At 50.4% G+C, this 23615-nt stretch carries 20 protein-coding genes; 19 read left to right on the plus strand and 1 reads right to left on the minus strand.

The annotated features are described in order from the left end of the window. The first annotated feature begins 139 nt into the window (after nucleotides 1-139). The 18 genes from AC2UZI_RS02980 (at nucleotide 140) to AC2UZI_RS03065 (ending at nucleotide 20926) form a co-directional block, all read left to right on the plus strand. Nucleotides 140-892 carry a GntR family transcriptional regulator gene (locus AC2UZI_RS02980; protein WP_486942341.1) on the plus strand — a complete coding sequence of 251 codons (753 nt, stop codon included), beginning with the start codon at nucleotides 140-142 and terminating at the stop codon, nucleotides 890-892. Between the two features lie 184 nt (nucleotides 893-1076). Beyond that, nucleotides 1077-3464, plus strand: coding sequence for a xanthine dehydrogenase family protein molybdopterin-binding subunit (locus AC2UZI_RS02985; RefSeq protein WP_486942342.1), 2388 nt, complete (start codon nucleotides 1077-1079; stop codon nucleotides 3462-3464). Continuing rightward, nucleotides 3461-4279 (plus strand): FAD binding domain-containing protein, encoded by an 819-nt coding sequence (locus AC2UZI_RS02990; protein WP_486942343.1) that lies wholly within the window; start codon nucleotides 3461-3463, stop codon nucleotides 4277-4279. The genes AC2UZI_RS02985 and AC2UZI_RS02990 overlap by 4 nt, the downstream gene beginning before the upstream one ends. After that, on the plus strand, nucleotides 4276-5502 hold the full coding sequence (locus AC2UZI_RS02995; protein ID WP_486942344.1) for a xanthine dehydrogenase family Fe-S subunit: 1227 nt from the start codon (nucleotides 4276-4278) through the stop codon (nucleotides 5500-5502). Before AC2UZI_RS02990 ends, AC2UZI_RS02995 begins: the two co-directional genes overlap by 4 nt. A gap of 139 nt (nucleotides 5503-5641) precedes the next feature. Further along, entirely contained in the window at nucleotides 5642-6802 is a 1161-nt protein-coding gene (locus AC2UZI_RS03000; protein ID WP_486942345.1) for an ABC transporter substrate-binding protein, read from the plus strand. A gap of 162 nt (nucleotides 6803-6964) precedes the next feature. Then, entirely contained in the window at nucleotides 6965-7840 is an 876-nt protein-coding gene (locus AC2UZI_RS03005; protein WP_486942346.1) for a branched-chain amino acid ABC transporter permease, read from the plus strand. Next, nucleotides 7837-8934 (plus strand): branched-chain amino acid ABC transporter permease, encoded by a 1098-nt coding sequence (locus tag AC2UZI_RS03010; RefSeq protein ID WP_486942347.1) that lies wholly within the window; start codon nucleotides 7837-7839, stop codon nucleotides 8932-8934. Before AC2UZI_RS03005 ends, AC2UZI_RS03010 begins: the two co-directional genes overlap by 4 nt. Next, nucleotides 8931-9716 (plus strand): ABC transporter ATP-binding protein, encoded by a 786-nt coding sequence (locus AC2UZI_RS03015; RefSeq protein ID WP_486942348.1) that lies wholly within the window; start codon nucleotides 8931-8933, stop codon nucleotides 9714-9716. The genes AC2UZI_RS03010 and AC2UZI_RS03015 overlap by 4 nt, the downstream gene beginning before the upstream one ends. Further along, complete coding sequence (locus AC2UZI_RS03020) at nucleotides 9709-10413, plus strand: ABC transporter ATP-binding protein (RefSeq protein ID WP_486942349.1); 705 nt, start codon at nucleotides 9709-9711, stop codon at nucleotides 10411-10413. Before AC2UZI_RS03015 ends, AC2UZI_RS03020 begins: the two co-directional genes overlap by 8 nt. Nucleotides 10414-10606: 193 nt before the next feature. Continuing rightward, nucleotides 10607-11557 (plus strand): CoA transferase subunit A, encoded by a 951-nt coding sequence (locus AC2UZI_RS03025; protein WP_486942350.1) that lies wholly within the window; start codon nucleotides 10607-10609, stop codon nucleotides 11555-11557. Further along, a complete protein-coding gene (locus AC2UZI_RS03030) occupies nucleotides 11550-12368 on the plus strand; it encodes a CoA-transferase subunit beta (RefSeq protein WP_486942351.1) in 819 nt (272 codons plus the stop codon). The genes AC2UZI_RS03025 and AC2UZI_RS03030 overlap by 8 nt, the downstream gene beginning before the upstream one ends. Nucleotides 12369-12416: 48 nt before the next feature. Beyond that, entirely contained in the window at nucleotides 12417-13400 is a 984-nt protein-coding gene (locus AC2UZI_RS03035; RefSeq protein ID WP_486942352.1) for an LLM class flavin-dependent oxidoreductase, read from the plus strand. Nucleotides 13401-13550: 150 nt separating this feature from the next. Beyond that, nucleotides 13551-14957 carry a carboxyl transferase domain-containing protein gene (locus tag AC2UZI_RS03040; protein WP_486942353.1) on the plus strand — a complete coding sequence of 469 codons (1407 nt, stop codon included), beginning with the start codon at nucleotides 13551-13553 and terminating at the stop codon, nucleotides 14955-14957. Nucleotides 14958-15019: 62 nt separating this feature from the next. Next, a complete protein-coding gene (locus AC2UZI_RS03045; RefSeq protein ID WP_486942354.1) occupies nucleotides 15020-17002 on the plus strand; it encodes an acetyl-CoA carboxylase biotin carboxylase subunit in 1983 nt (660 codons plus the stop codon). A gap of 7 nt (nucleotides 17003-17009) precedes the next feature. Then, nucleotides 17010-18131 carry a Re/Si-specific NAD(P)(+) transhydrogenase subunit alpha gene (locus AC2UZI_RS03050; RefSeq protein ID WP_486943700.1) on the plus strand — a complete coding sequence of 374 codons (1122 nt, stop codon included), beginning with the start codon at nucleotides 17010-17012 and terminating at the stop codon, nucleotides 18129-18131. Next, nucleotides 18131-18442 carry an NAD(P) transhydrogenase subunit alpha part 2 gene (locus AC2UZI_RS03055; RefSeq protein ID WP_486942355.1) on the plus strand — a complete coding sequence of 104 codons (312 nt, stop codon included), beginning with the start codon at nucleotides 18131-18133 and terminating at the stop codon, nucleotides 18440-18442. The genes AC2UZI_RS03050 and AC2UZI_RS03055 overlap by 1 nt, the downstream gene beginning before the upstream one ends. Then, on the plus strand, nucleotides 18442-19866 hold the full coding sequence (locus AC2UZI_RS03060) for an NAD(P)(+) transhydrogenase (Re/Si-specific) subunit beta (RefSeq protein WP_486942356.1): 1425 nt from the start codon (nucleotides 18442-18444) through the stop codon (nucleotides 19864-19866). Before AC2UZI_RS03055 ends, AC2UZI_RS03060 begins: the two co-directional genes overlap by 1 nt. 49 nt (nucleotides 19867-19915) lie before the next feature. Next, nucleotides 19916-20926 (plus strand): XdhC family protein, encoded by a 1011-nt coding sequence (locus AC2UZI_RS03065; protein ID WP_486942357.1) that lies wholly within the window; start codon nucleotides 19916-19918, stop codon nucleotides 20924-20926. Nucleotides 20927-20997: 71 nt separating this feature from the next. Here AC2UZI_RS03065 and AC2UZI_RS03070 read toward each other — a convergent pair whose 3' ends face one another. After that, complete coding sequence (locus AC2UZI_RS03070) at nucleotides 20998-22227, minus strand: CaiB/BaiF CoA transferase family protein (protein ID WP_486942358.1); 1230 nt, start codon at nucleotides 22225-22227, stop codon at nucleotides 20998-21000. A 170-nt stretch (nucleotides 22228-22397) separates the two neighbouring features. Here AC2UZI_RS03070 and AC2UZI_RS03075 point away from each other — a divergent pair, with 170 nt between their 5' ends. Then, complete coding sequence (locus AC2UZI_RS03075) at nucleotides 22398-23615, plus strand: ABC transporter substrate-binding protein (RefSeq protein WP_486942359.1); 1218 nt, start codon at nucleotides 22398-22400, stop codon at nucleotides 23613-23615.

A 23615-nucleotide genomic window follows, 5' to 3' on the forward strand; every position in this document is an offset into this window, starting at 1 on the left:
CTTATCATCTGTAGGATAAGTAACCCTTTAACCTAAGTGTCGACATCCTGAGTGCTAACTGTCACTCTTTATGCATCCCTCTTTACCCTAGAGATGCTGCAGATAGCAGTTGACGCCAAAAATAACATGAGAGCCATCTATGCGGAAACGACATGTGGAAAGCCAAAGTGGAAATATCCCTGCATACATTCAAGTAGCGTCAGCACTTAGAAGGCGTATCGAAACCGGAGAATGGCTGCCCGGTGAGAAAATCTCAACGCTCGAAGAGCTCGAGGATGAGTTTAAGCGCGCGCGCGTCACGGTACGTCAGGCTGTTGGCTTACTCGTACGTGAAGGCTTGCTGACCAGCCAACAAGGGCGGGGCACCTTTGTTGCCGAGAAGGTTAACGATACACGTTGGCTAACCTTAGAAACCTCCTGGGATGGCATGATCCGTTCCATTAAAGATAACGTACCGTATTTTATTAGCGTAGACGACCCGCCCGCTTTCCCTCGGTTGGCAGTCGGTGAAGGGAAGATGGCTGAAGAATACGGTTTTTTGCGCAGCTATCAAATGCGTAATGGGGTGCCGTATTCGGTGGTAAGCGTTCATTTAGAGCGTAGCCTGTTTGATCGTTATCGAGAAGAATTCAGCAAGCGCACCTCGTTGTCAGTTATTAACGAGATGAAAGATGAGCTTGTAGGAAATGCCGATCTCACCATGACCATTGGCACAGCAGAACCTGAAATCGCCCAATTGCTTGGGGTTTCGCTCAGTGCGCCAACGGCAGAGTGCCATTTTGTCGTCACCTCCAAAGAGAACGAAGCCATCTATGTGGCTGAAATCGTCTATCGAAGTGACTGCATTCGTTTACACATGGACTTACTCGAGTCCGCCTCCACATCTAAATAAAGTAGGAAATTACCGTTAGGTAGGTTGTTAGGTCATCTTGAGGAGGGTGGAACTGACAATGTTTACTAACGTTTACCCCAATTGTTTGCTTAAGGTACTATTGTCAGAATGACCGTAAGTTGGTAGTGCGTCTAGCAGCGTTCCTTTTACCGTTTTACGCCATAATTTTTTGTGGGAGACGATAATGTCGAGTCAGGGTATTGGGCAACGAGTCCTTCGTAAAGAAGATGACCGTTATTTACGTGGTAAGGGCAAGTTTGTAGCCGATCTTAGGATGGCTGGGATGCGAGATGTCGCATTCGTTCGTAGCCCCTTAGCTCATGCCAAAATACTCGGCATCGAGGTGCCAGACGCGCATCAAAATGATGTGTACACGGTGCAGCACTTAACAGCGGGTGGCGTAAAGCCCATTGTGGCGGACACGGCGCTTAAGGGGTTTAAATCTTCAGCCCAGCCCATTCTTGCTGAAGACAAAGTCAGGCACGTGGGTGAGCTTGTGGCGATGTGTGTTGCCGATACGCGAGCCAAAGCCGAAGACATTGCTGCCGCTGTTCGACTCGATTTAGAAGAGTTAGACGTGGTGTATGACATGTTGCAAGGTCGTGAGCCCGATGCGCCCCGTTTGCACGAAGCCTGGTCTGATAATTTATTTTTGAGCACTGACTATAGCGTCAATCTTGAGGCTGCGCAAAGCGCGCCCATCAAAGTGACGCGCGATATTCGCTTAGCGCGTCAGGTCATGGCTCCCATGGAAGGCAGAGGGGTCGTCGCGTTTTGGGATACACGGTTAGAGCAATTAATCGTGTACACCTCTACGCAAATTCCACACATTGTGCGATCCGGTTTGGCAGAGTGTCTGGGTTTGCCTGAAGGGCAAGTCCGCGTCATCGCACCCGATGTGGGGGGCGGCTTTGGCTACAAGGGCATATTGCTTACCGAAGAAGTGGCCGTTTGTTGGTTGGCTATGCATCGTGGTCACCCAGTGCGTTGGATTGAAGATCGACGCGAGCACTTGACGGCAAGTGCGAACTGCAGAGAGCACCATTATCACATTACGGGTTATGCCTCGAGCGATGGTCAATTGCTGGGTATAGAGTGTGATGCTACCGTTGATTCCGGTGCTTATTCCGCCTATCCGTTTTCCGCTTGTTTAGAGGCAGGGCAGGTGGGCAGTATTCTTCCTGGTCCTTATGATTTTCCTTCCTATCAATGTGCAACCTCGTCTGTTGCCACCAACAAATGTCCGATTCTTCCATACCGTGGCGTAGGTCGAACCGGCGTGTGCTTTGCTTTAGAGCTGGTTTTGGATCAGTTGGCGTATGAAACGGGTATCGAGCCTTACGAGCTTCGCATGAAGACATTGGTGCGCCCAGAGCAAATGCCTTTCGATAACATCACGAATAAACACTTTGATAGCGGCGACTACCCAGAAGCCTTAAGGCAAGCGGTTGAGGCCATTGATATTCCAGCCATTCGCGAGCGACAAGCCCGTGGTGAAGAAGATGGTCGACTGATCGGTGTGGGAGTGGCGGTTTATTGTGAGCAAGCGGCTCATGGCACATCGGTTTACGCTGGCTGGGGAATTCCCATGGTGCCCGGACACGAACAAGCAACACTGCGTATTACACCCGATGGCGGATTAGAAGTCCGTATCGGTGCTCACTCTCATGGACAAAGCCTTGAGACGACCTTAGCCCAAGTTGCCCACACTAAGTTAGGCATTGATATCGAGCAAATTAAAGTGGTGCACGGTGATACCCAGTACACGCCTTACTCGACTGGAACATGGGGTTCGAGATGCATGGTGATGTCCGGTGGTGCCGTGTCCCGAGGTTGCGATGAGCTTGTTCGTCGTTTAACGCAAATTGGTGCCTTTGTTTTAGGTACGACGATAGACAAAGTGTCCGTATCCAACGGGCAGGTTCATGGCCCAGATAGCAGTGTGTCGATTGGTCATGTGGCCAATATTTGGTATCGCAAACCGCAAGAGCTTCCCGCAGAGGCTAACGCCGGTGGGCTAGAAGTCACCGAGGGCTATAAGCCAGAACGCGACTCAGGCACCTTTGGCTATGGCGCCCATGCAGCACTGGTGGCAGTAGACCCTGAAACCGGTGATGTGGAAATTCTGGATTATGTGATCGTTGAGGATGGCGGCAAACTCGTCAATCCGATGGTGGTCGATGGTCAAGTGTACGGTGGTGCAGCGCAAGGTATAGGTACGGCGCTTTATGAAGAAATGGTGTTTGATGCGGCTGGGCAGCCTCAGGCTTCTACCTTTGCGGACTATTTGCTCCCGGGGCCCACAGAAGTGCCTGAAATTCGCTTGTTCCACATGGAGACGCTTTCACCTTACACCGAGTTTGGTGTGAAAGGGATCGGCGAAAGTGGTGCGATTGCACCACCGGCTACGATTGTGAACGCAGTCAATGATGCCTTAAGACCATTGAAGGCCGCACTGTATGTCACTCCCGTTACGCCTCATCGGGTCTTAGAGGCCATTGCTCAAGCGGAAGAGCGTGACTCGAAAGCTGACACAACAACAAATTCGCAGATGGCTATGGAGGATGTATGAAACCTGCACCGTTCGCCTATGAGCGTGTCTCTGACGTGCAGTCAGCAATCAATCTAACGAAGCGTGAAGACATTATGGTGAAAGTGTTGGCGGGAAGCCAATCGCTGGGACCGATGTTGAATCTACGTTTGGTGCAGCCCGACCTGCTTGTGGATATCACCCATATCCCAGAACTAAAGCGTGCCGAAGAAACCGCTGATGGGGTTGTGTTAGGTGCCTGTGTTACCCACGCTGATATTGAAGATGGACGTGTTCCAGATGTGACGCAAGGTGCGCTACCTCGCGTAGCCCGAGGCATTGCTTATCGAGCGGTGCGTAATCGGGGCACCGTCGGGGGCAGCTTGGTACACGCGGACCCAGCAGCAGACTGGGTCAGTACGCTTGCGGGAGCTGGGGCGAAAGTCAATATTGTAGGGCCCTCTGGTAGTCGTACGATTGCCGTCGAAGACTTAATGACCAGTGTTTTTGAGGTGGATTTAGCACCCGGCGACTTGCTTGAGTCTGTGTTTATCCCCACATTTTCGAATTCTGCCCGCTGGGGACATTACAAAATCAATCGTAAAACGGGTGAATTTGCTCACGCGATGGCTATCGTTTTGCATGATCCAGATCGGGATGTGTGCCGTTTGGTCATTGGGGCCACTGAAGCCAAGCCTATTGTCGTGGCCGACGCACGAGCCTACTTTGATGCCCAAGGAGGCTTGCTACTGGATAAGGCAACACAATTATTTGCTGATGCAGGTCTGACAGACCCATTAGCTAACAAGATTCATATGGCCGCATTAAAGCGTGCAGCACAACGAGCACAATTATGAAAGCGATTAATCTATCTGTAAACGGCCAACGCCATAGCGATATTTATATAGAGCCGCGCACTCACTTAGCTGACTTTCTTCGAGATAATTTGAACCTCACCGCAACCCATTTAGGCTGCGAACATGGGGTTTGTGGGGCGTGCACGGTACTGGTTGATGGCGTTCCGGCGCGTTCTTGCATTGCACTGGCTGTCGCTTGTGACAATGCAGAAGTGGTCACCATTGAAGGAATGGATGACAACGAAATCATGCATCAGTTGCGTGAAGCGTTTACGCAAGAGCACGCTTTGCAATGCGGTTTTTGTACGCCGGGCATGTTGGCCTCCGCCTATGACTTGGTGACGCGTACTCCGGATGCATCTGAGCAAGAAATACGCTTTGCCATGAGTGGAAACTTATGTCGCTGTACTGGCTATATGGGTATTACCAAGGCCATTAAGCGGGTCATGGATCAACGCTCGGCAGAAGCGGTTAGTCTACGCACTACGCTGGGGCCAGTGGGTTCCGGCCATGCCTCAACCCAGAATAACGCCGCACTGACGGGTATTGAGATCCCCGCGGCGACACCCACAAAAAAAGCGCCCACTCCCAAGGCGGAAAGGGTGGCTATCAAGCGTGGTGCCGATGACCGTAAGTCCATGACCACCATTAATCAACAGTTCGATGTGGCGTTTCCTCGCGACGAGGTATGGGCTTTCTTTGGGCGTTTAGATCAGGTGACCACGTGCTTACCGGGTGCGACCTTACTTTCAGAACCCACAGAAGATTATGTGGAGCCTAAATTACGCGTCAAAGTTGGCCCCATCGTGGCCGATTTTGAAGGAGCTGCCGACGTGGAGCGCAATGACGCGACGTATACGGGGGTTATCTACGGTAGTGCGCGAGACACCAAATCAAGTTCGGCTACGCGTGGTGAGATTGAGTATATGTTGACCGAATTAAACGAGGCGAATACCCGAGTTGATGTTGAGGTGGCTTTTGCACTGACAGGACCTTTAGCTCAGTTCAGTCGTTCAGGCATCGTGATGGATATTGCGAAACGCATGACAGATGCCTTTGCCCAGAACTTGCATAGCCGAATGGCTAACCAGCACTTGGGTGAGGGGCAAGAGGCGAGTCGTAGTGAAGAAATTACAGAGCTTAATGCGGGAGCGTTAGTGTTTTCTGTGATTCGTGATCGAATTACAGGATTCTTTAAGCGTCTGTTTGGTAGGCGTGGTTAGTAGTGGACGAAGCGTACGGAGTAAACGAGTAAAAGCCTGATTTTCAACCGAGCTGGTTTTTGATGTGTTGCAAAAAAATAGGCTTATTGAGTTCAACGAGCATTACAGAAACATTATTAATACCAAAGGAGCAGGTGTGATGAATAAAGGAAAATTCAGCATAACAAAGGTACTGGCGGCAACGGCAGCGTCTTTTGCTATGTGTTCCTCGCTGGCGGCGGAGACAGTTAAAATTGGTGTGAATCAGCCCTTAACAGGCATGATCGCAGCGTCTGGTAATTACATATTACAAGGAGCCAGAATTGCAGCCGATGAAATTAATGCCAATGGTGGTGTGCTTGGTAAACAAATTGAGTTGGTGGTAGAAGATAACAAAGGCAACCCAACGGAAGCGGCTAACGTTACGGAAAAACTAATTGTTCGTAACAAAGTACCAGTGCTACTTGGTGCATGGGGCTCGACATTAACCTTAGCCAGTATGCCTAAGTTAATGGAGTACAAGGTTCCCATGGTGGTTGAGACATCCAGCTCAGTCAAAATTACGAAATCAGGTAACCCTTATGTGTTTCGTATTGCACCCACCAGTGCAATTGAAGCCGATAACTTTGTTGAGTACATCGAACCACTCAATATTAAGAAAGTAGACCTTTTGGTCGTTAATAACGACTGGGGTCGCGGTGCGGCTGACGAGTTCACACGTGTATTTAAGGCCAATGGCGTTGAGGTTGGTGAAACACTCATTATGGATGCGGCGGCTCAAGATATGACCGCGCAGTTATCCACTGTGCGTAGCAGTGATGCCGATACGCTTATTGTGACCACGGCCGTTGAGCAATTGACGTTGCTATTGAAGCAAGCGCAAGCGCTTGGTTTAAAACGCCAATTTATTACTACGGGTGGTTCGCAAAACCCAGATCAATTGATTGATCAAGCCGGTAGCGCGACCGAAGGTTCGATGCACTTATTGTTCTTCACACCTTGGACGCCTGAAAGCACGGTTAACGTGGAAACTTCCAAGCGTTTCATCGATGAGTGGAATAAGCGCGGTCACGATAAGGCTGGCATGACAGAAAGCTTCCGTGGTTACGATGGCATCTATACGATTGCTGCGGCTATTGAAAAAGCCGGCGAAGCCACGCCAGAGAAAATCCGTGAAGCGCTTTGGGAAACCGAAGTGAAAGGACTAAATGGCAACATCTCTTTTGAAAAAGATGGCGAGGGAGATAAGGCAAGCGGTCAATACCACGCCAATACCTACTTAGTACGTATTGAAAACGGCGAGGTCGTTAGCGTCGATTAAGGCTGATTACGGTCTGAGTGGCTTGCCACTCAGACCATTTTTTACGTCTTTTTTGATAGGTACTGTTTGTCTACTCATTAGCAGACTTATTACATCAAGAGCCATCAAGGATAACGCGTCGTCCTTGTAGCAGTCTCTGTTGACGCGTAAGAGAGGAACATTGTGGATCAATTCCTTCAGCATATCGCAAATGCGCTGATTCTCGGAGGAACCTATGCGTTGCTCGGAATCGGACTAACGCTGATTCTTGGCGTTATGAAAGTCGTGAACTTTACCCATGGAGAGCTTTATGCCTTCGGCGGCTTCATGGCGTATTACTTCGTTTCGGGTTTAGGGTGGAATTTCTTCATGGCATTGGTCGCAGCCATCATGCTGGGCTTGATGCTGGGGGCATTAATTGAACGTGTGGTTTTGCGAAGTATGCGATCGGCCGACATCGACTCAACGATGGTTGCCATGATTGGTTGTTGGATCGCGATGCAAAATATTGCGTTGTTTGTATGGGGTGGTGTAGCGCGTTCTGTACACACACCTTTTCCTACAGAGCCGTTAATGCTCGGCCCTGTCGCCATATCCTGGTTGCGTATTTTTGTGCTTTTCGCAGCCCTTGGATTGATTGTTTTAGCCTATCTGGTTTTACAGAGAACCACTTTGGGTAAGGCGATGCGTGCCACGTTCCAAGATAGAGATACCGCGTCATTGATGGGTATTAATATCAACCTCATTTACACCGCTACCTTTGCGCTGGGTTCTGGCTTGGCCGCTGCTGCAGGCGCCTTGTTGGGGCCGGTTTTCGTGGTGACAACCACCATGGGTAACCTCGCCGCGTTAAAAGCGTTCTCTATTGTCATTTTGGGTGGTTTAGGAAGCGTACAAGGGGCGATGATCGGTGGCTTTATATTGGCCTTCGCTGAAGAGTTAGGTTCGGGATACATATCGTCCGGTTATCGAGATGCGGTCGGTTTCATATTGATCATTCTGGTCTTAATGTTTAGGCCCACCGGATTATTCCATGCTCGTGGGGAGAGAATCGGATGAAGAAGATCAGCACATTTATCATTCTGGCGTTATTGCTAACGCTACCTTATTGGCTACAAGACCCTTATTACCAACATATCGTTATTACGACGGGCTTGTTTATTATTGGTGCAATGGCTCTGAACTTGCTGCTGGGTTACACCGGACAGCTTAATCTAGGTCATATTGCGTTCTTTGGGGTGGGGGCGTATGTCAGTGCGCTCACGTCGTTAGGCTTTGATATACCGGCCTTTTTCGGCGATGGTCGCATTGTGGTTGAACCTAGCTCACCCCTTTTAGGGTTTGTGCTGGCCATTGCGGTTTCCGGTCTGTTCGGCTTTTTGATTGGGAAGCTGTCCTTTAAGATTCGCGGTGCCTATTTCGTTATCGTGACGATTAGTTTTGCCGAAGTGACTCGATTGGTGGCCTTGAACTGGGTGGATCTTACCCAAGGCCCATTGGCCCTAAACAACATTCCGCCAATGGGTTACAACATCCCGTTTCTTGGTTCGGGTGAGTTCTGGTCTAAAACACCTAACTACTACTTAGTGTTGGGGCTGGGCATTGTTTGTTATGTGATCATTCGTCGCATTGTGCAGTCGCGCATTGGTCGTGCCATGATTGCTCTACGCGAAAACGAGCCGCTGGCCGTCTCCACGGGTATTCACGTCACTCGCTATCTGAACTTAGCTGCTGTGACCTCCGCCGCTATGGCTGGGGCAGCAGGTAGCTTGTACGCGCACTACATCCGTATTATTGACCCCGACGTCTTCCTCTTTATCTACACCATCACCATGGTCATTATGGTCATCACGGGTGGTAAAGGTACGTTGATTGGACCGCTTGTGGGTGGGTTGATTTTCGGCATATTGCCTGTGGGTTTACGCGAAGTCGCCGGTCCAGAGATTCAGTGGATTGTGTACGGTATCGCTATGGTGCTGATTGTTCGGTTTTTACCTCAAGGTATTGCCCCAGGGCTGGTTGGTTGGTGGAATCGTAAGTTTGGTATTACCAACGAAGATAAATACCATAAAGATCGTCCCCCTGCGTCCGGTAGTGAGTCTTCTGGGTTGGGAGCGAGTGGTAAATACAAACTAAAAAAGGTGGAGTCATGAGTGCCAATAATTCATTCTTGAGTGTCAATAATGTAGCCGTGCACTTTGGTGGGTTGGTAGCGATCTCTGACATGACGTTTTCACTCGAAAAGGGCGAGCTGCTAAGTTTGATCGGACCGAACGGTGCCGGAAAAACAACGGCCTTTAACGTGGTTACCGGTTTTATGCGTCCAACCAAGGGGTCGGTGCACTTCAACGGTGTGCCGTTGGCGGATCAAAGCCCGCATGAAATTGCGTCAATGGGGTTGGTGCGAACTTTTCAGCGCACCAGTCTGTTTATGACCGAAACGGTGTTTGATAATGTGCTAATTGGCCTGCACCTACAAGGCAAAGCCTCGTTTCTTCAAACTATCTTGAGTCTTCCCAGCTTTCGTAAAGAAGAGCGCAAGTTGCGTGAAGCGGTTTGGGAAGAGCTTGAGTTCGTGGGTTTGGCGCATCGAGCCCACGAGCTAAGTGCATCATTGCCTTATGGTGAGCAGCGCCTGCTGGGCGTGGCAATTGCTTTAGCGGCCAAAGCCAAGCTGCTTTTACTAGATGAGCCAGCGGCGGGTATGAACGAGTCGGAAACCAGCCGTTTTATGGAGATCCTTCAGCGTATCCGTGAGCGTGGTATTTCCATTCTTTTAGTTGAGCACGATATGCCGTTGGTTATGGGAGTCTCTGACCGGATCATCGTTCTCAACTACGGGAAAATCATTGCTAATGGTACGCCTGCTGAAATTCGCAGCAATCCAGAAGTTATTGAGGCATATCTAGGGCAGGAGGTGGCGCAACATGCTTGAGTTAAAAAACGTAGTTTGCCGCTACGGTAACGTTGATGCCGTCACGGATGTGTCCTTGCACGTAGAGCAAGGCGAGTTTGTGACCATTATCGGTGCTAACGGAGCGGGTAAATCAACGACCCTCAAAGCCATTTCGGGGCTGTTAAGCCCAGTTAGCGGAAGCATACGCTTTCTGGGTGAAGACATCTCCAAAGCCTCGGCGCAGAGCATTTTATCGATGGGGGTTTCGCATTGTCCTGAAGGGCGGCGTGTTTTCCCATCGATGACGGTTCACGAGAATTTGGAGATCGGTGCTTACACGCGCAAAGATAAAGCGGGTGTTAACAGCGATATCGAAAAAATGTATGGCTTGTTTCCGCGTTTGAAAGAGCGGTGGCATCAGGCCTCTGGCACCCTTTCGGGTGGAGAGCAGCAGATGCTGGCCATTGCAAGAGCCATGATGTCACGACCTAAGCTGATTATGTTCGACGAGCCCTCTTTAGGGCTTGCGCCTAATATTGTGGCAAAAACCTTTGAAATTATTCAACAGGTCAGAGAGGCAGGAACAACCGTTCTGATGGTAGAGCAGAATGCCTTTGCTGCGTTGGGGATGTGTGACAGAGCCTACTTGTACGAGTCAGGTCGTATGACCTTGACCGGTACAGGTCAGGAAATGATCAGTGATCCGCACGTACGTCAGGCGTATCTAGGAGGGTAGTACCACAGCAAGCTCTATGGATTTAGAGCTTGCATAAATCTTTCTCGCATACTATCATCCTATTATTAGGATGACTATATTACGAGATTAAAGTGTCGGGCGGCAGGCCTCCTTAATGAGGCAGCCCTGTTCAGAAGGCACAATTTGAATTAACGCGTGACGTTCACATGTCGCGTTATAGGAGAGGATGGATATGTCGCCGTATTTGGAATTGCGCGAACGTCTTTCAGCACGAGACCGTAGCCTAAGAGAAAAAGTCATGACCTTAGAGCAGGCTTCTGCTCTCGTTAAAGATGGAAGCAAAGTCGGCATTGGGGGCAGTACCTTGTCTCGCACTCCCATGGCTATGATCTGGCAGCTAATCCGAGATCAAAAAAAGGGCCTGTCAGTTTCTCGAAGTATTGTTTCAAGCGAAGGTGATTGGCTGTTCGCCTCTGGTATTTGCGATGAAATTGAAACCAGTTGGTTCAGTCAGGGCATCGTGTGGGGCATTTCTAAGGTCATGCGCCATTATGTGGAAACCAAACAGACGCGGTTTTTAGAGTGGAGCCACATGGGCATAGGGATGCGGTTTAAGGCCGGTGCCATGGGCGTACCCTTTTTGCCAATGCGATCTATGATCGGATCCGATGTTTTGGCTTTACGACCCGAAGCAAAACTCATCGATTGCCCCTTTACCAACGAGCCTATTTTATTGGTGCCCGCGTTGAATCCAAATGTGGCATTAATCCACGTACAGCGATGTGATGCCTACGGTAATGCCCAGATGGACGGTCTGTCGTTTATGGATATTGATCTGGCGATGGCGGCAGATAGTGTGATCCTTACTACAGAGCGTATTGTGTCTAACGACCAAATTCGTCGGGCACCGGATCAAACCAAAATCCCATTCTTTAATGTTGACGCCGTAGTAGAGGTTCCCTTCGGGTGTGCTCCTCATGAGTGTACCAATGTGTATGAGCCTTTCCTTTCGCACATGGATTATTACACCGGCTTGGTGAATAAAGATCCAGAAAAGGCCATGCAAGACTACATCGAGCGTTATATACACGCCCCCAAATCTTGGAATGAGTATTTGGGATTGATCGGCTTAGAAGAGCTACTTGACGCCGCAAAGCGCGGAAGGAGTCTTTTAAATGACTAACATTACGACTGAAGATGTGACGCTAGACCAAGCGTCTCAAGCAGCAGAGAGAAACTATACCGATGCTGAAATACTCACGGTGATGAGCTCACGCATTCTCTCGGATGGCAAGGTGGTGTTTGCGGGTGTGGGTATTCCGTTACTCGCGGCCACGTTAGCACAAATCTTGCGCTGCCCAGGCCTAACGATTTTGTTTGAAGGCGGTGTGATTGGCCCCTTTATTGAGCCAGGTAAATTACCCCCTTCCACCAACGAACAACGTTGTACTAAACGCGCCAACATGGTGTTGAGTAGTACCGATGTATTGCTGCTTCTGCAGCGAGGCCACGTGGACGTGGGGTTCATGGGTGGGGCGCAGATCGATAAGTACGGCAACCTAAACTCATCCTTCTTGGGTGATGACCCTCATAACCCGAAAGTGCGTTTGCCGGGCACGGGTGGCGGTAATGATATTTCCAGCTTAACTAACATGATTGTGGCCATGCGCCATGAGTCGCGTCGTTTTGTGGAGAAGGTCGACTTCATCACCAGCCCTGGTTTCTTAAGTGGCGGTAACTCCCGCTACGAGAGCGGTTTACGCGCAGGGGGCATGTTCCGCGTCATTACAAACCTTGGCATTTTTGGTTTTGATGAGCAAACGCGAGCCATGAAAGTGCTGGCGCTTCACGACGGCGTCACGCTGGAAGAGGTAAAAGACAACACTGGTTTTGATTTGTTGCACGACGAGCATTTGCAAGTTACTCAGGCGCCGACTGAACAAGAATTGCAGGCGTTGCGAGAGCTCGATCCCGACCGACGTTACATCGCTTAATAAACGTTAAAGCAAATTTTAGACAGATAATAATCAGGAGATAATGATATGACGACTTTACACGGCACTTTCGGTATCGCAGCGCGTAACTTCACGGCTTTCCCAAAAATTCCCGACGTACAAGAATTGGTCGAGTATGGCGTGCGGATGGAAGAGCTAGGCTTTGATTCACTCTGGGTATGGGATCATATCTTGTTGGGTGTAGATCCTCATTTCCCCATCGCCGACTCCTTAACCTTGCTGACTGCCATTGCGGCACGCACGAAAAAAATCAAACTTTCAACCGGTATTCTTGTGCTTCCGTTACGTAATCCGGTGGCCTTGGCTAAGCAGTTATCCACCATGGATCAGTTGTCAGGTGGACGTCTCTTGATGGCGATGGCAGCGGGATGGTATAAGCGCGAGTTTGACGCGATTGGTGTGCCTTTTGAGCAGCGTGGTCGCATTATGGACGATAACCTCGACATCATGCGACGCTTCTTTACCGAAGACTTAGTAGAAGGCGAATGGCCTAATCACAAGATCCCTGCAGGGGTGATGTTCCCTAAACCTGCTCAAGACCCTTTCCCAATCCTGATTGGTGGTTATGCTGACCGTGTTCTTAAGCGTGCTGCCACTAACGGCGACGGCTGGTTGACCTATTTCTACGAGCCTGACGCGTTTGTTGAATCTTGGGCCAAGGTGTGCAATTACGCCGAAGAGGCCGGACGCGATCCAGCGACCTTACTCAACGGTAATCAGCTTCCCATCATGGTGGGTGAGTCACGCGCGGCGATTGAAGACAAAATGCTAGAGTGGCTAAACGTAGACTTCGATATCGCGCAGGGCAGTAAGTCCACGATGTCTAGTGCCATTATGGGTAACGTTGATGAGTGTGTAGAACAACTTAAAGCCCATATTGATGTCGGCGTTCAAAAACTGATCTTCGTGCCCTACAAGTATGAAATGGATCAAATTGAAGTCATCGCTAACGAAATCGTTCCTCGTTTGCGTGAATACGCGGCACAGAAAGCGCCTAAAGCGACAGCGTAATTTCAGCATCTTAGGCTTTTAGCTGTGGTCTTGTGTGGCAGTAAACATAAGAGTTGCTGCCACACACTCTTCTAATATAACGGTAATCCCCTCTTATCGAAGACCGAGTACGGTTCGTGACGGATGCCGTGTGCCTACAGGGTTCTACTCATGATTGTCAGCAATTCTGCTCAGGCTGTGCAGGCCGATAGCTCGTTTATCCAGAGCACGCTCTCAGCCGTAGACGATGTGACTGCACCACGCAGTTTGACAGCGCTTGAGCGAGTCGAATTAGCACTGGATGCGGAGTCTTACGAAGGGTTCGATGGTTCTTCCTCCGGGGAACTGATAGACGGTTTAGTGACGGCTACGGGTCGTATCAGCGGCACGCCCGTGTGCGTGTTTAGCCAAGAGCACAGTGCGGCAAGTGGGGGCTTGAGCAGCGCACACCTACGTCAGATCGTGCAACTACAACAACTTGCCGCCCAACGTAGCGCCGCGTTTTTAGCCGTATTTGATGGCCAAGCCATGGCATTAGCGGGCGGGCTAGAGTCAATGAAACTGATCACCGAGATGGCACGTAATACAAGCCAATCTGCTGCCTTAAGTGTAGCGTTGGTGGTGGGTGAGAACACCGGATTTAATGCCTTGTTGGCTAGCGTATTTGATGTGGTGGTGATGACACGTGCCAATACCTCGCTAACCATGACCGATGCGGCGATCACTGGGCGCTTGACAGGTGCACAGTGGCAAGAGTCAGAGCTAGGGGGGTGGGACATACACGCCCAACGCAGCGGCTTAGCCGACATCGTTTGTGATAACGAGGTTTTGGCAATTCGTGCGATCAGGCAGCTTTTTAGAATGTTTACCAAGGGCAAGCATCGCCTTCAGGACCCCGCTTATTGTCCTGCCTTTGACACACTAATTCCTAAGAGCGAAGCGCAATCTTACGACGTTTCAGAGCTGTTGAGCGAACTTAGCGACGAACGCGCTATGTACGAACTACAGAAGGACTATGCCCCAAATCTGGTGACGGGTATCACCCGCATTCAGAATATTCCGGTGGGTATCGTGGCCTCTCGTAATGCGGAGCTGGCTGGCGTGTTGGATAGCAAGGCTTGTCGTAAAGCGCTGCGTCTATTACGTCTCTGCGAAAAGGCAGGCCTACCTGTGATTACCTTTGTGGATGTGCCAGGGTTTCTGCCCGGCGAGGACCAAGAGCACGGTGGTATTGCGGGTGACGTTGCAGAGCTGATGCGTGCTTATTCGGGCTCTACGGTGCCGACGATCAGGCTCGTAATCGGAAAAGCCTTAGGGGCTGCTGGCGTTGCGTTGGGTTCACGGGGCGTAGGCCCGCACGTAGCGGCCAGTTGGACCGACGCTCAAATGGGTTTGTTGGGAAGCAAGGGTGCCGAGTCATTAGTGACGGCTTCCGATCCGCTTCTCCAACTTCACCAAAGCAGCTTGCAGGCAGAACATGCTTTGCAACACGGTTACGTCGATGAACTGATAGCGCCCGGTCAAACCCGGCAGTGGCTTGCGCAAACCTTGTCTTCATTGAAAAAAACAACAAGATGAGAAAAGTGCAGCCTAGTGTTTGTTTCTTTTTCAAACGGCCACATTTGAATTGCTGAGGAACCATGTTTTCTAAAATACTCATTGCTAACCGGGGCGAGATTGCGTGCAGAATCATGAAAACCGCGCGCCGTATGGGCATTAAAACTGTTGCGGTCTATTCGGATGCTGATAAGCATGCATTGCACGTACAAATGGCCGATGAAGCGGTCTATATTGGCGCCGCACCGGCGACAGAATCTTATTTGGTAATTGACAAAATCATTGCTGCTTGCGTCGAGACGGGTGCCGAAGCCGTGCATCCGGGCTATGGCTTTCTTTCCGAGCAGTTGGCCTTTGTGCAGGCGCTAGAGAAAGCGGGTATTGCTTTTATCGGCCCGAATCCGCGAGCCATTGAGGTGATGGGCGATAAGATCGAGTCCAAAAAATTCGCCAGTCTGGCTAAGGTGTCTACTATTCCTGGTTACATGGGTGAGATCGCTGACATTGAGCAGGCCAAATCGGTTGCCAAGGACATCGGCTTTCCTGTCATGATCAAAGCCTCGGCGGGTGGGGGCGGTAAAGGGATGCGAATTGCCCATGCTCTGGAAGAGGTGGCAGAGAACTTTACGCGTGCTCGATCTGAAGCGAAGGCTTCCTTTGGCGACGATCGAATTTTTATTGAGAAATTTATTGAGAACCCACGCCACATCGAAATTCAGGTTTTGGGTGATAAACACGGCAACATTGTTTATCTGGCTGAGCGAGAGTGTTCCATTCAGCGACGTAATCAGAAAGTGCTGGAAGAAGCCCCTTCTTGCCTGTTGGATGAAGAAACACGGAAACTTATGGGTGAGCAGGCAGTGTCCTTGGCCCGCGCGGTGGGTTACGAGTCGGCGGGTACGGTTGAGTTTGTGTGCGGGCAAGATAAGTCATTCTATTTCTTGGAGATGAATACTCGGTTACAGGTTGAACACCCCATTACCGAGCTCATTACCGGTGTCGATCTGGTTGAGCAGATGATACGGGTGGCGGCGGGGGAGAAGCTAGAGCTACGCCAAGACGACATCAAGATCAATGGTTGGGCGGTAGAAAGTCGTATTTACGCCGAAGACCCTAGCAATAACTTTATGCCGGCAGCGGGTCGCCTGCGCATGTATCGCCCACCCCTTGAGGAAAGCAGGGCTGATGGGGTTACCGTGCGTAATGACACCGGTGTCTTTGAAGGGGGGGAGATTTCTCGCCACTATGACCCGATGATTGCTAAATTGGTGACCCACGCACCGACTCGAGCCCAAGCCATCGAAGCGCAATGCGAGGCGTTGGATGCCTTTGCCATCGAGGGTATCGCCAATAACGTCTTGTTTTTATCCGAGCTGATGCACCATCCCCGTTGGCGCTCAGGAGCACTCGCGACGTCATTCATTGCTGATGAGTACCCGCAGGGCTATAAGCCTGCTGCACCGACTGGCGACTGCGCCCGTCGAATGGCTATCGTCGCGGCGGTTATTGATGATGCTTTGCACCCGTCTAGCCAGCGATGCTCTGAGAACGGAAGCGATGTGATTGTGCGCTTAGGTGAAATCGATTACGCGCTTAATTTGCGTGTGGTGGAAGGCAAACGATTACTTTGCTTCGCCGATCAGCGGTTGGGCTATGTGGTTGAGTCTGACTGGAGTCCTGAGCAGGTCATTTGGACAGGTCAAATCAACGGCGAGCGCGTAACGACGCGTGTGGACATTCGTTCCGAACCGTATTCATTGACGCACGCAGGTACGCAGACCCAAGCGTGGGTGTTGACACCGCAAGAGGCAAATTTATTAGCGCTAATGCCTTCTGTGGTAACGGTAGAAGAAACCTTAAATTTGCTGTCACCGATGCAAGCTTTAGTGGTGTCCTTGGCTGTGAAGGAAGGGGATCGTGTTGCCAAAGGCAGTCCGTTATGCGTGCTAGAGGCCATGAAAATGGAAGTTAGCTTAGATGCGCAGGAAGACGTTGTAATATCGAAAGTTGGAGTCGTGCCAGGTGATCAGCTGACGCCGGGCGATGTCATCATGGAGTTCGTCTGAGGTCATTATGCAAATTGGAGTCGCTCGTGAAACGGTGCAAGGTGAAATGCGCGTTGCCGCTACGCCGGAAACCGTTAAAAAATACGTAAAAGCCGGTCATCACGTTCTGATCGAAAGAGGGGCAGGCATCAATGCCAGTTGTTCCGACGAGGCATATGAAGAAGCTGGGGCTGCGCTGGTTACGGCTAAAGAAGCGTACGAAGCCGATATTATTCTAAAAGTTAGGGCGCCTTCTACCGAAGAGCTGGCACTCATTCCTAGTGGCAAGGTGCTAGTGGGCATGCTGGACCCGTACAACGCTGAATACCTTGCTCAACTGGCTCAGGCCGGCGTGAAAGCCTTTGCGATCGAAGCTGCCCCCCGCATCACACGTGCTCAAAGTCTGGACGTTTTATCGTCGCAGGCCAACTTGGCAGGCTATAAAGCGGTACTTTTGGCTGCCCACCATTATGGGCGTTTATTTCCCATGATGATGACGGCAGCGGGTACGTTGAAAGCCGCCCAAGTTGTGGTCTTGGGGGCGGGTGTTGCGGGTTTACAAGCCATTGCAACGGCGCGACGTTTAGGGGCAGTGGTTTGGGCCTCCGATGTTAGGCCGTCAGCGAAAGAGCAGGTGGAATCTCTCGGAGCGCGGTTTATTGATGTTCCGTTTGAAAGCGACGAAGAGCGCGAGATTGCTGAAGGGGTTGGGGGTTATGCCAGACCGATGCCACCGGCATGGATGGAGCGTCAGGCTACGCTAACGGCCGAGCGATGCGCAAAAGCCAATATCGTGATTACCACGGCATTGATTCCCGGCCGTCCTGCCCCGACGTTAATTAGCGAAGAAACAGTGCGTTCAATGGCTCCCGGCTCTGTGATTGTCGATCTGGCTGTCGAACGAGGCGGGAATTGTGAGCTTTCTGAAGCAGGAGAAGTGGTTCAAAAACACGGTGTGACCTTAGTGGGTTTAACGAATTTGCCCTCGATGGTCGCCAGTGATGCTTCGGCCCTTTATGCGCGTAATCTACAAGATTTTCTAAAGTTAATTACGAATGAGGAAGGTCAACTGGCGATTCAAGAAGACGATGAAATCGTTAAAGCCTGCCTTGTCAGCGCCGGCGGTCAAATTCTGTGGGGGACAAAATAATGGATACGATTAATCCAACAATTATTAATTTAGTTATTTTTGTACTGGCTATTTATGTTGGCTATCACGTGGTTTGGAATGTGACGCCTGCACTGCATACACCCTTAATGGCCGTCACCAACGCGATCTCTGCCATTGTGATTGTGGGTGCCATGTTAGCCAGCGCCTTAACGGTTGATCCTTTAGCAAAGGGGATGGGAGTCTTTGCTGTGGCATTAGCCGCTGTGAATGTTTTTGGTGGTTTCCTCGTCACTCGGCGCATGCTTGAGATGTTTAAAAAGAAAGAGCGTAAGCCTAAGGGAGAGGAGTAATGATTTCAAACGATGTCGTTGTTTTACTGTATTTGATCGCGTCGGTTTGTTTCATTCAGGCGTTAAAAGGGCTTTCTCACCCTACCACTTCTCGTTTAGGGAACACCTTCGGAATGGTGGGTATGGCCATTGCGATGCTCACTACGTGCGCGCTAATTTGGTCTAAATCCCAAGATTTGCAAGGTTTGGCGTGGGTGCTGGTGGGTGTAGCGGTTGGGGGCATCATTGGTGCGATCATGGCCAAGCGTGTGGAAATGACCAAAATGCCCGAGCTTGTTGCCTTTATGCACAGCATGATTGGTTTAGCGGCAGTGGCCATTGCGGTGGCAATTGTGGCCGAACCGATTGCTTTCAACATTGTTGATACGGTGGGGGCCATTCCTGCTGGTAACCGCATAGAGTTGTTTTTAGGTGCCGCCATTGGGGCTATTACTTTTTCTGGCTCTGTTATTGCTTTTGGAAAATTGGCAGGGCGCTACAAGTTCCGTCTGTTCCAAGGTGCCCCGGTTTCCTTTACTGGACAGCACTATTTCAACTTACTAATGGCCCTGATTGTGGTGGGTTGCGGTGTTTGGTTTGTGATGACTGAGGCTTGGACGCCTTTTGTTCTGCTCATCATCTTGTCCTTCATTTTGGGTGTGCTTATTATTATCCCGATTGGTGGCGCAGACATGCCTGTGGTGGTGTCCATGCTAAACAGTTATTCGGGCTGGGCAGCGGCCGGAATTGGGTTTTCGCTAGGCAACTCAATGCTGATTGTGGCCGGCTCACTGGTGGGGTCTTCGGGTGCGATTCTGTCTTACATTATGTGTAAAGCCATGAACCGCTCATTCTTCAACGTGATATTAGGCGGTTTTGGTGCTACAGCCGCTGACACGGGGGCCGATGGGGGTGGGGAGCAGCGTCCCGTTAAGTCTGGAAGTGCAGATGACGCGGCTTTCTTACTCAGTAACGCCGATTCCGTCATTATTGTTCCGGGTTATGGTTTAGCGGTAGCTCGTGCTCAGCACGCGTTAAAAGAGCTATCAGAAAAACTAACGGATAAGGGAATCAGCGTTAAGTATGCTATCCACCCTGTGGCGGGCCGTATGCCTGGGCACATGAACGTCTTACTGGCTGAGGCCGAGGTGTCATACGAGCAAGTGTTTGAGATGGATGACATTAATAGCGAATTTAGCCAAACGGATGTGGTCTTAGTGTTGGGGGCTAATGATGTGGTGAACCCGGCAGCGAATGATCCGAAATCGCCGATTGCAGGTATGCCGATTTTAGAAGCGTATAAAGCGCGAACAGTGATCGTCAATAAGCGCTCGATGGCTTCAGGCTATGCAGGTTTAGATAACGAGCTGTTCTACCTTGATAAAACCATGATGGCTTTTGGTGACGCGAAAAAGGTAATCGAAGATATGCTTAAAGCGGTGTAAACGGTAGGCGCAGTCAAGCGGTAACCCAATTGTTAATAAGGTGATTAACATGGAAAGTGTAGATGGAATTGTTTTACGAAGCCTCGCAAGTTGGCGTAAACAAGGCTTAGCCGCCCTACTGGTTACCGTTGTTCGGACGTGGGGGTCCTCACCACGTCCTGTGGGCTCGACTATGGCGATGTGTGAAGACGGTACGGTGGTCGGGTCTGTGTCGGGCGGGTGTATTGAAGACGATCTTATTTTGCAGCACCAGCCTACCGAAGATAGTGCTTGGCACCAACGTACTGGCACACAGCATTTAACGTACGGGATCAGTGCTGATGAGGCTCACCGCTTTGGGTTACCTTGCGGGGGCACCATCGAGCTCATACTGGAATATAACCCTGCGTATGAGCCTTTAGCCCAACTTTGTGAACAGTTAGCCCAAGGGAAACTTGTGCGTAGAACGGTTACGCTGCGCAATGGCAAGGCAACTTTGACGCCTTGTGAGGCGCCCTCTCAGTTAGTGCTGAACGAAAACAGCCTTAGCGTTACCTTTGGTCCCGGCTACAGAATGCTATTAATTGGGGCAGGGCAACTGGCTGAGTATCTCAGTACAATGGCTATTTTTTCTGGTTTTTCAGTCACGGTATGCGACCCTCGAGACGAATACACCCGTGCTTGGTCCGTGCCCGAAGCCACACTGGTAAAAAGCATGCCCGACGATGCGGTATTAGCGTTTAAGCCGGATTCGCGTTCGTGCATTGTGGCCTTAAGTCATGATCCTAAGTTGGACGACATGGCACTACTCGAAGCGCTATCGTCTGAAGCCTTTTATGTTGGGGCTATTGGTTCTCGTCGTAACCAAGACGCACGTCGCGCACGCATGATTGAATACTTAGAGCAAACAGAAGAAACCATGCAAAAACTGCGTGGCCCTGTTGGCGTGTATATCGGTAGTAAAACACCTTCTGAAATTGCGGTCAGTATTATGGCTGAGATTATTGCGGTAAAAAATAATGTGCCATTGGTACCTGCCTTTGATGTGCGCACGGCGAAGAATAATTTAGTAGGGGCTTAAAGCTTCAGTCTCTGTTAACGCTGAGTGTTTGCTATAGGGCAGACACTCAGCGTATTCGTTGCTCTGCTACCTTAGGCCTTCTCGCGTACAGGCGCCCATGAAAACTTCTCAGGATCAATCGCCTCTACCGCGCCGCTTGCCAATAAGGCTTGGCAGGTTTCAGCATCTAGACCACTGCGCTGTAGTAATTCAAGGGTATGTTCGCCCAGCTCTGGAGGCGGTAGGGTAACGCTGTCGTCTACCGATGAGTCAAAGCGAGGAAACTCTGGAATGTTAAATTCCAAACCACGAAGATTCACTGTGCGCAGTTTACCGGGGTGTTGGGCTTGTTCTGTGTCTAACACGCGTTCGATAGGAAGCACTTCAGTGCAGCCTACGCCTGCTGCATTCAGCAAGGCCACAACCTCATCATAAGAATGGGCGCGAATCGCATCCTTAACGAGGTTGTCCACATGGCCATGGGCTTTTTTGCGGTTTCTAAGCGTTGACAAGGTCTCGTCATTGGCTTCAGGAAGGCTCATGGCTTCGCAAAACTTCTTCCAATGCCCATCGGTTAGCATCAGTAAATAAAGCCATCGATCATCAGCGGTCAAATACGCACCGTAGCCCGGCATGCTGAACTCGCCATTGGGCTCGCGCTCAGGGCGTCCCAGTAATTGCGTTTTAAGTTGAACCCCAACTAAATCTCGTGCGGCAACATGCAGACCGGTTTCATAAAGACCAATCTCTACAGGCGTGGGGGCCTTGTTTTCTTTCTTCTTCAGTAGTTCGGCCAGAATGCCTACAACGCCATATACACCAGCAAATTGATCATGATATGACGGTCCCAAGCGGCTTGGACGGCCGTCTACGATATTGGCTTCCATCACGCCGGTGGCCGCTTCAGCAACAGGGTTAGAGGCGAGATCATCTTCTTGAGGGCCCGCCGCGAAGCCACGGATATGGCAATACACCAAATTAGGATTGATGTGCTTGCAGTCATCGGCGGTTAAACGAAGCTTGCGAGCGGCGCCTGGAGCCAGATTGTGAACGAGAATGTCTGCGGTTTTTAATAATGCACAAAATGCGGCGTAACCCTCTTCGTTTTTTAAGTCGATACAAACACTTTTTTTGCCATGGCTATAGGCAATGAACGTCCCGCTGGGCCCGCCGCGCACCAAACTGCGGGTGGGGTCTCCGCGGGGAGGTTCAACCTTAATAACCTCTGCTCCCATCTGCGACAAAATGTGGGTCGCGAAAGGGGCAGCCAGCATGGTCCCCAATTCGATAACGCGGAACCCGTTCAGAGAGTGATTTAACATGCTTTGCCTCGTTTACCGTGTATTAGTGAATGTACAATGCATTATATATAGTATGAGTGGCTATGTTTATTAGAAAATGAAAGGGAAATCCCTTATATAAGCCTTGTTTTAAGAATATATAATGCATTGTCAGGCGGTAGGAAAAAATAAAATCACCCTAGGAGACAATCGTGGACAGACGTGAATTTTTAGCCGTTAGCTGCGCTGGCGCAGCATCGTTGGCTTTTCCGAAGTTGGTAGGCGCACAGGGACAAGTCGTTCCCGGCATTGATATGGCAAGCAAAACCGTCACTATTGGTGCGTTCACTCCCGTTACGGGCCCGGTTCCGTTTTATGCGATTTTGACGCATGCAGCCGAGTCATGTTTTAGGTACGTTAACGAAAATAATCTACTCGATGGTTGGAAGATTAACTATGTAACGTATGACGATGGCTACGAGCCTGCTCGCAGTGTTGCCGTCACTCGTCGTCTAGTTGAAGAAAATAAAATTTTTGCACTCGCCGCACCTGTAGGTACGGCACAGTCCGTTGCGGTGATCCCGTATGCCAAAGAAGTTGGGCTGCCGGTTATTGGCCCCATTGGCGGCGCGACCGCGTTGTTTTCCGAGCGTTTGGTTTTCCCCTTGTTGCCCGACTACGGGTGGTCCGCCGCGTCCAATCTGGATTATGCCTTTAATGATTTGAAAGCAGAGCGTATCGCGCTACTTTGGGAAAATGACGAGTTAGGTCGTTCTGCCAAGCGAGGTTTTGATTTGCAGATGGAGGTTATGGGTCGTAAGCCTGTCGAGTCCATCCCCTTTGAAGTTCGCAATACTGACTTTACCCCTCACCTTCGTCGTCTGGCGAATGCCAAAACCGAAGTGGTGATCTTATTTGGCTCTAACGCTAACTTAGCAGCCGGATTACGGGCTGCGGACCGTCTCGGCTTTGATGCCGATTGGATGGCACCTTTCTTTACCGCTGATCCGACCACGTACAAATTGGCTGGGCCATTATTAGACGGTGTCTATTTCTCTTCATGGTTGGGTCCAGTTACATCAGATGCGCCCGAAATTAAAGCGTATCGTGACAGTGTCACTAAATACTATCCTAACGATCCTATTGGCGTATTTGGTCTAAACGGTTGGAGTAATGCGTCGCTATTTGTTCAAGGTTTCAAAGGCTTGCTTGAAAGTGGTCTTCCATTAACACGTGAAAACCTTGTGGATGTGATGGAGACCTTGACCAATGTCACCGTGGGTGGGGCTCAAGGGGTGAGCTTTACGGCAGGTGATCACCGTGGTGCACGTCAAGAAGGCATTATTCAAGCGACTGAGGGTGGCGATTTCGCCCTAGTTCGTGATTTCAAACCGTATCCATCTGAAGTTTTTGACGCAAAAATGTCGTAG

The sequence above is a fragment of the Paenalcaligenes sp. DL 463 genome (assembly GCF_057475185.1).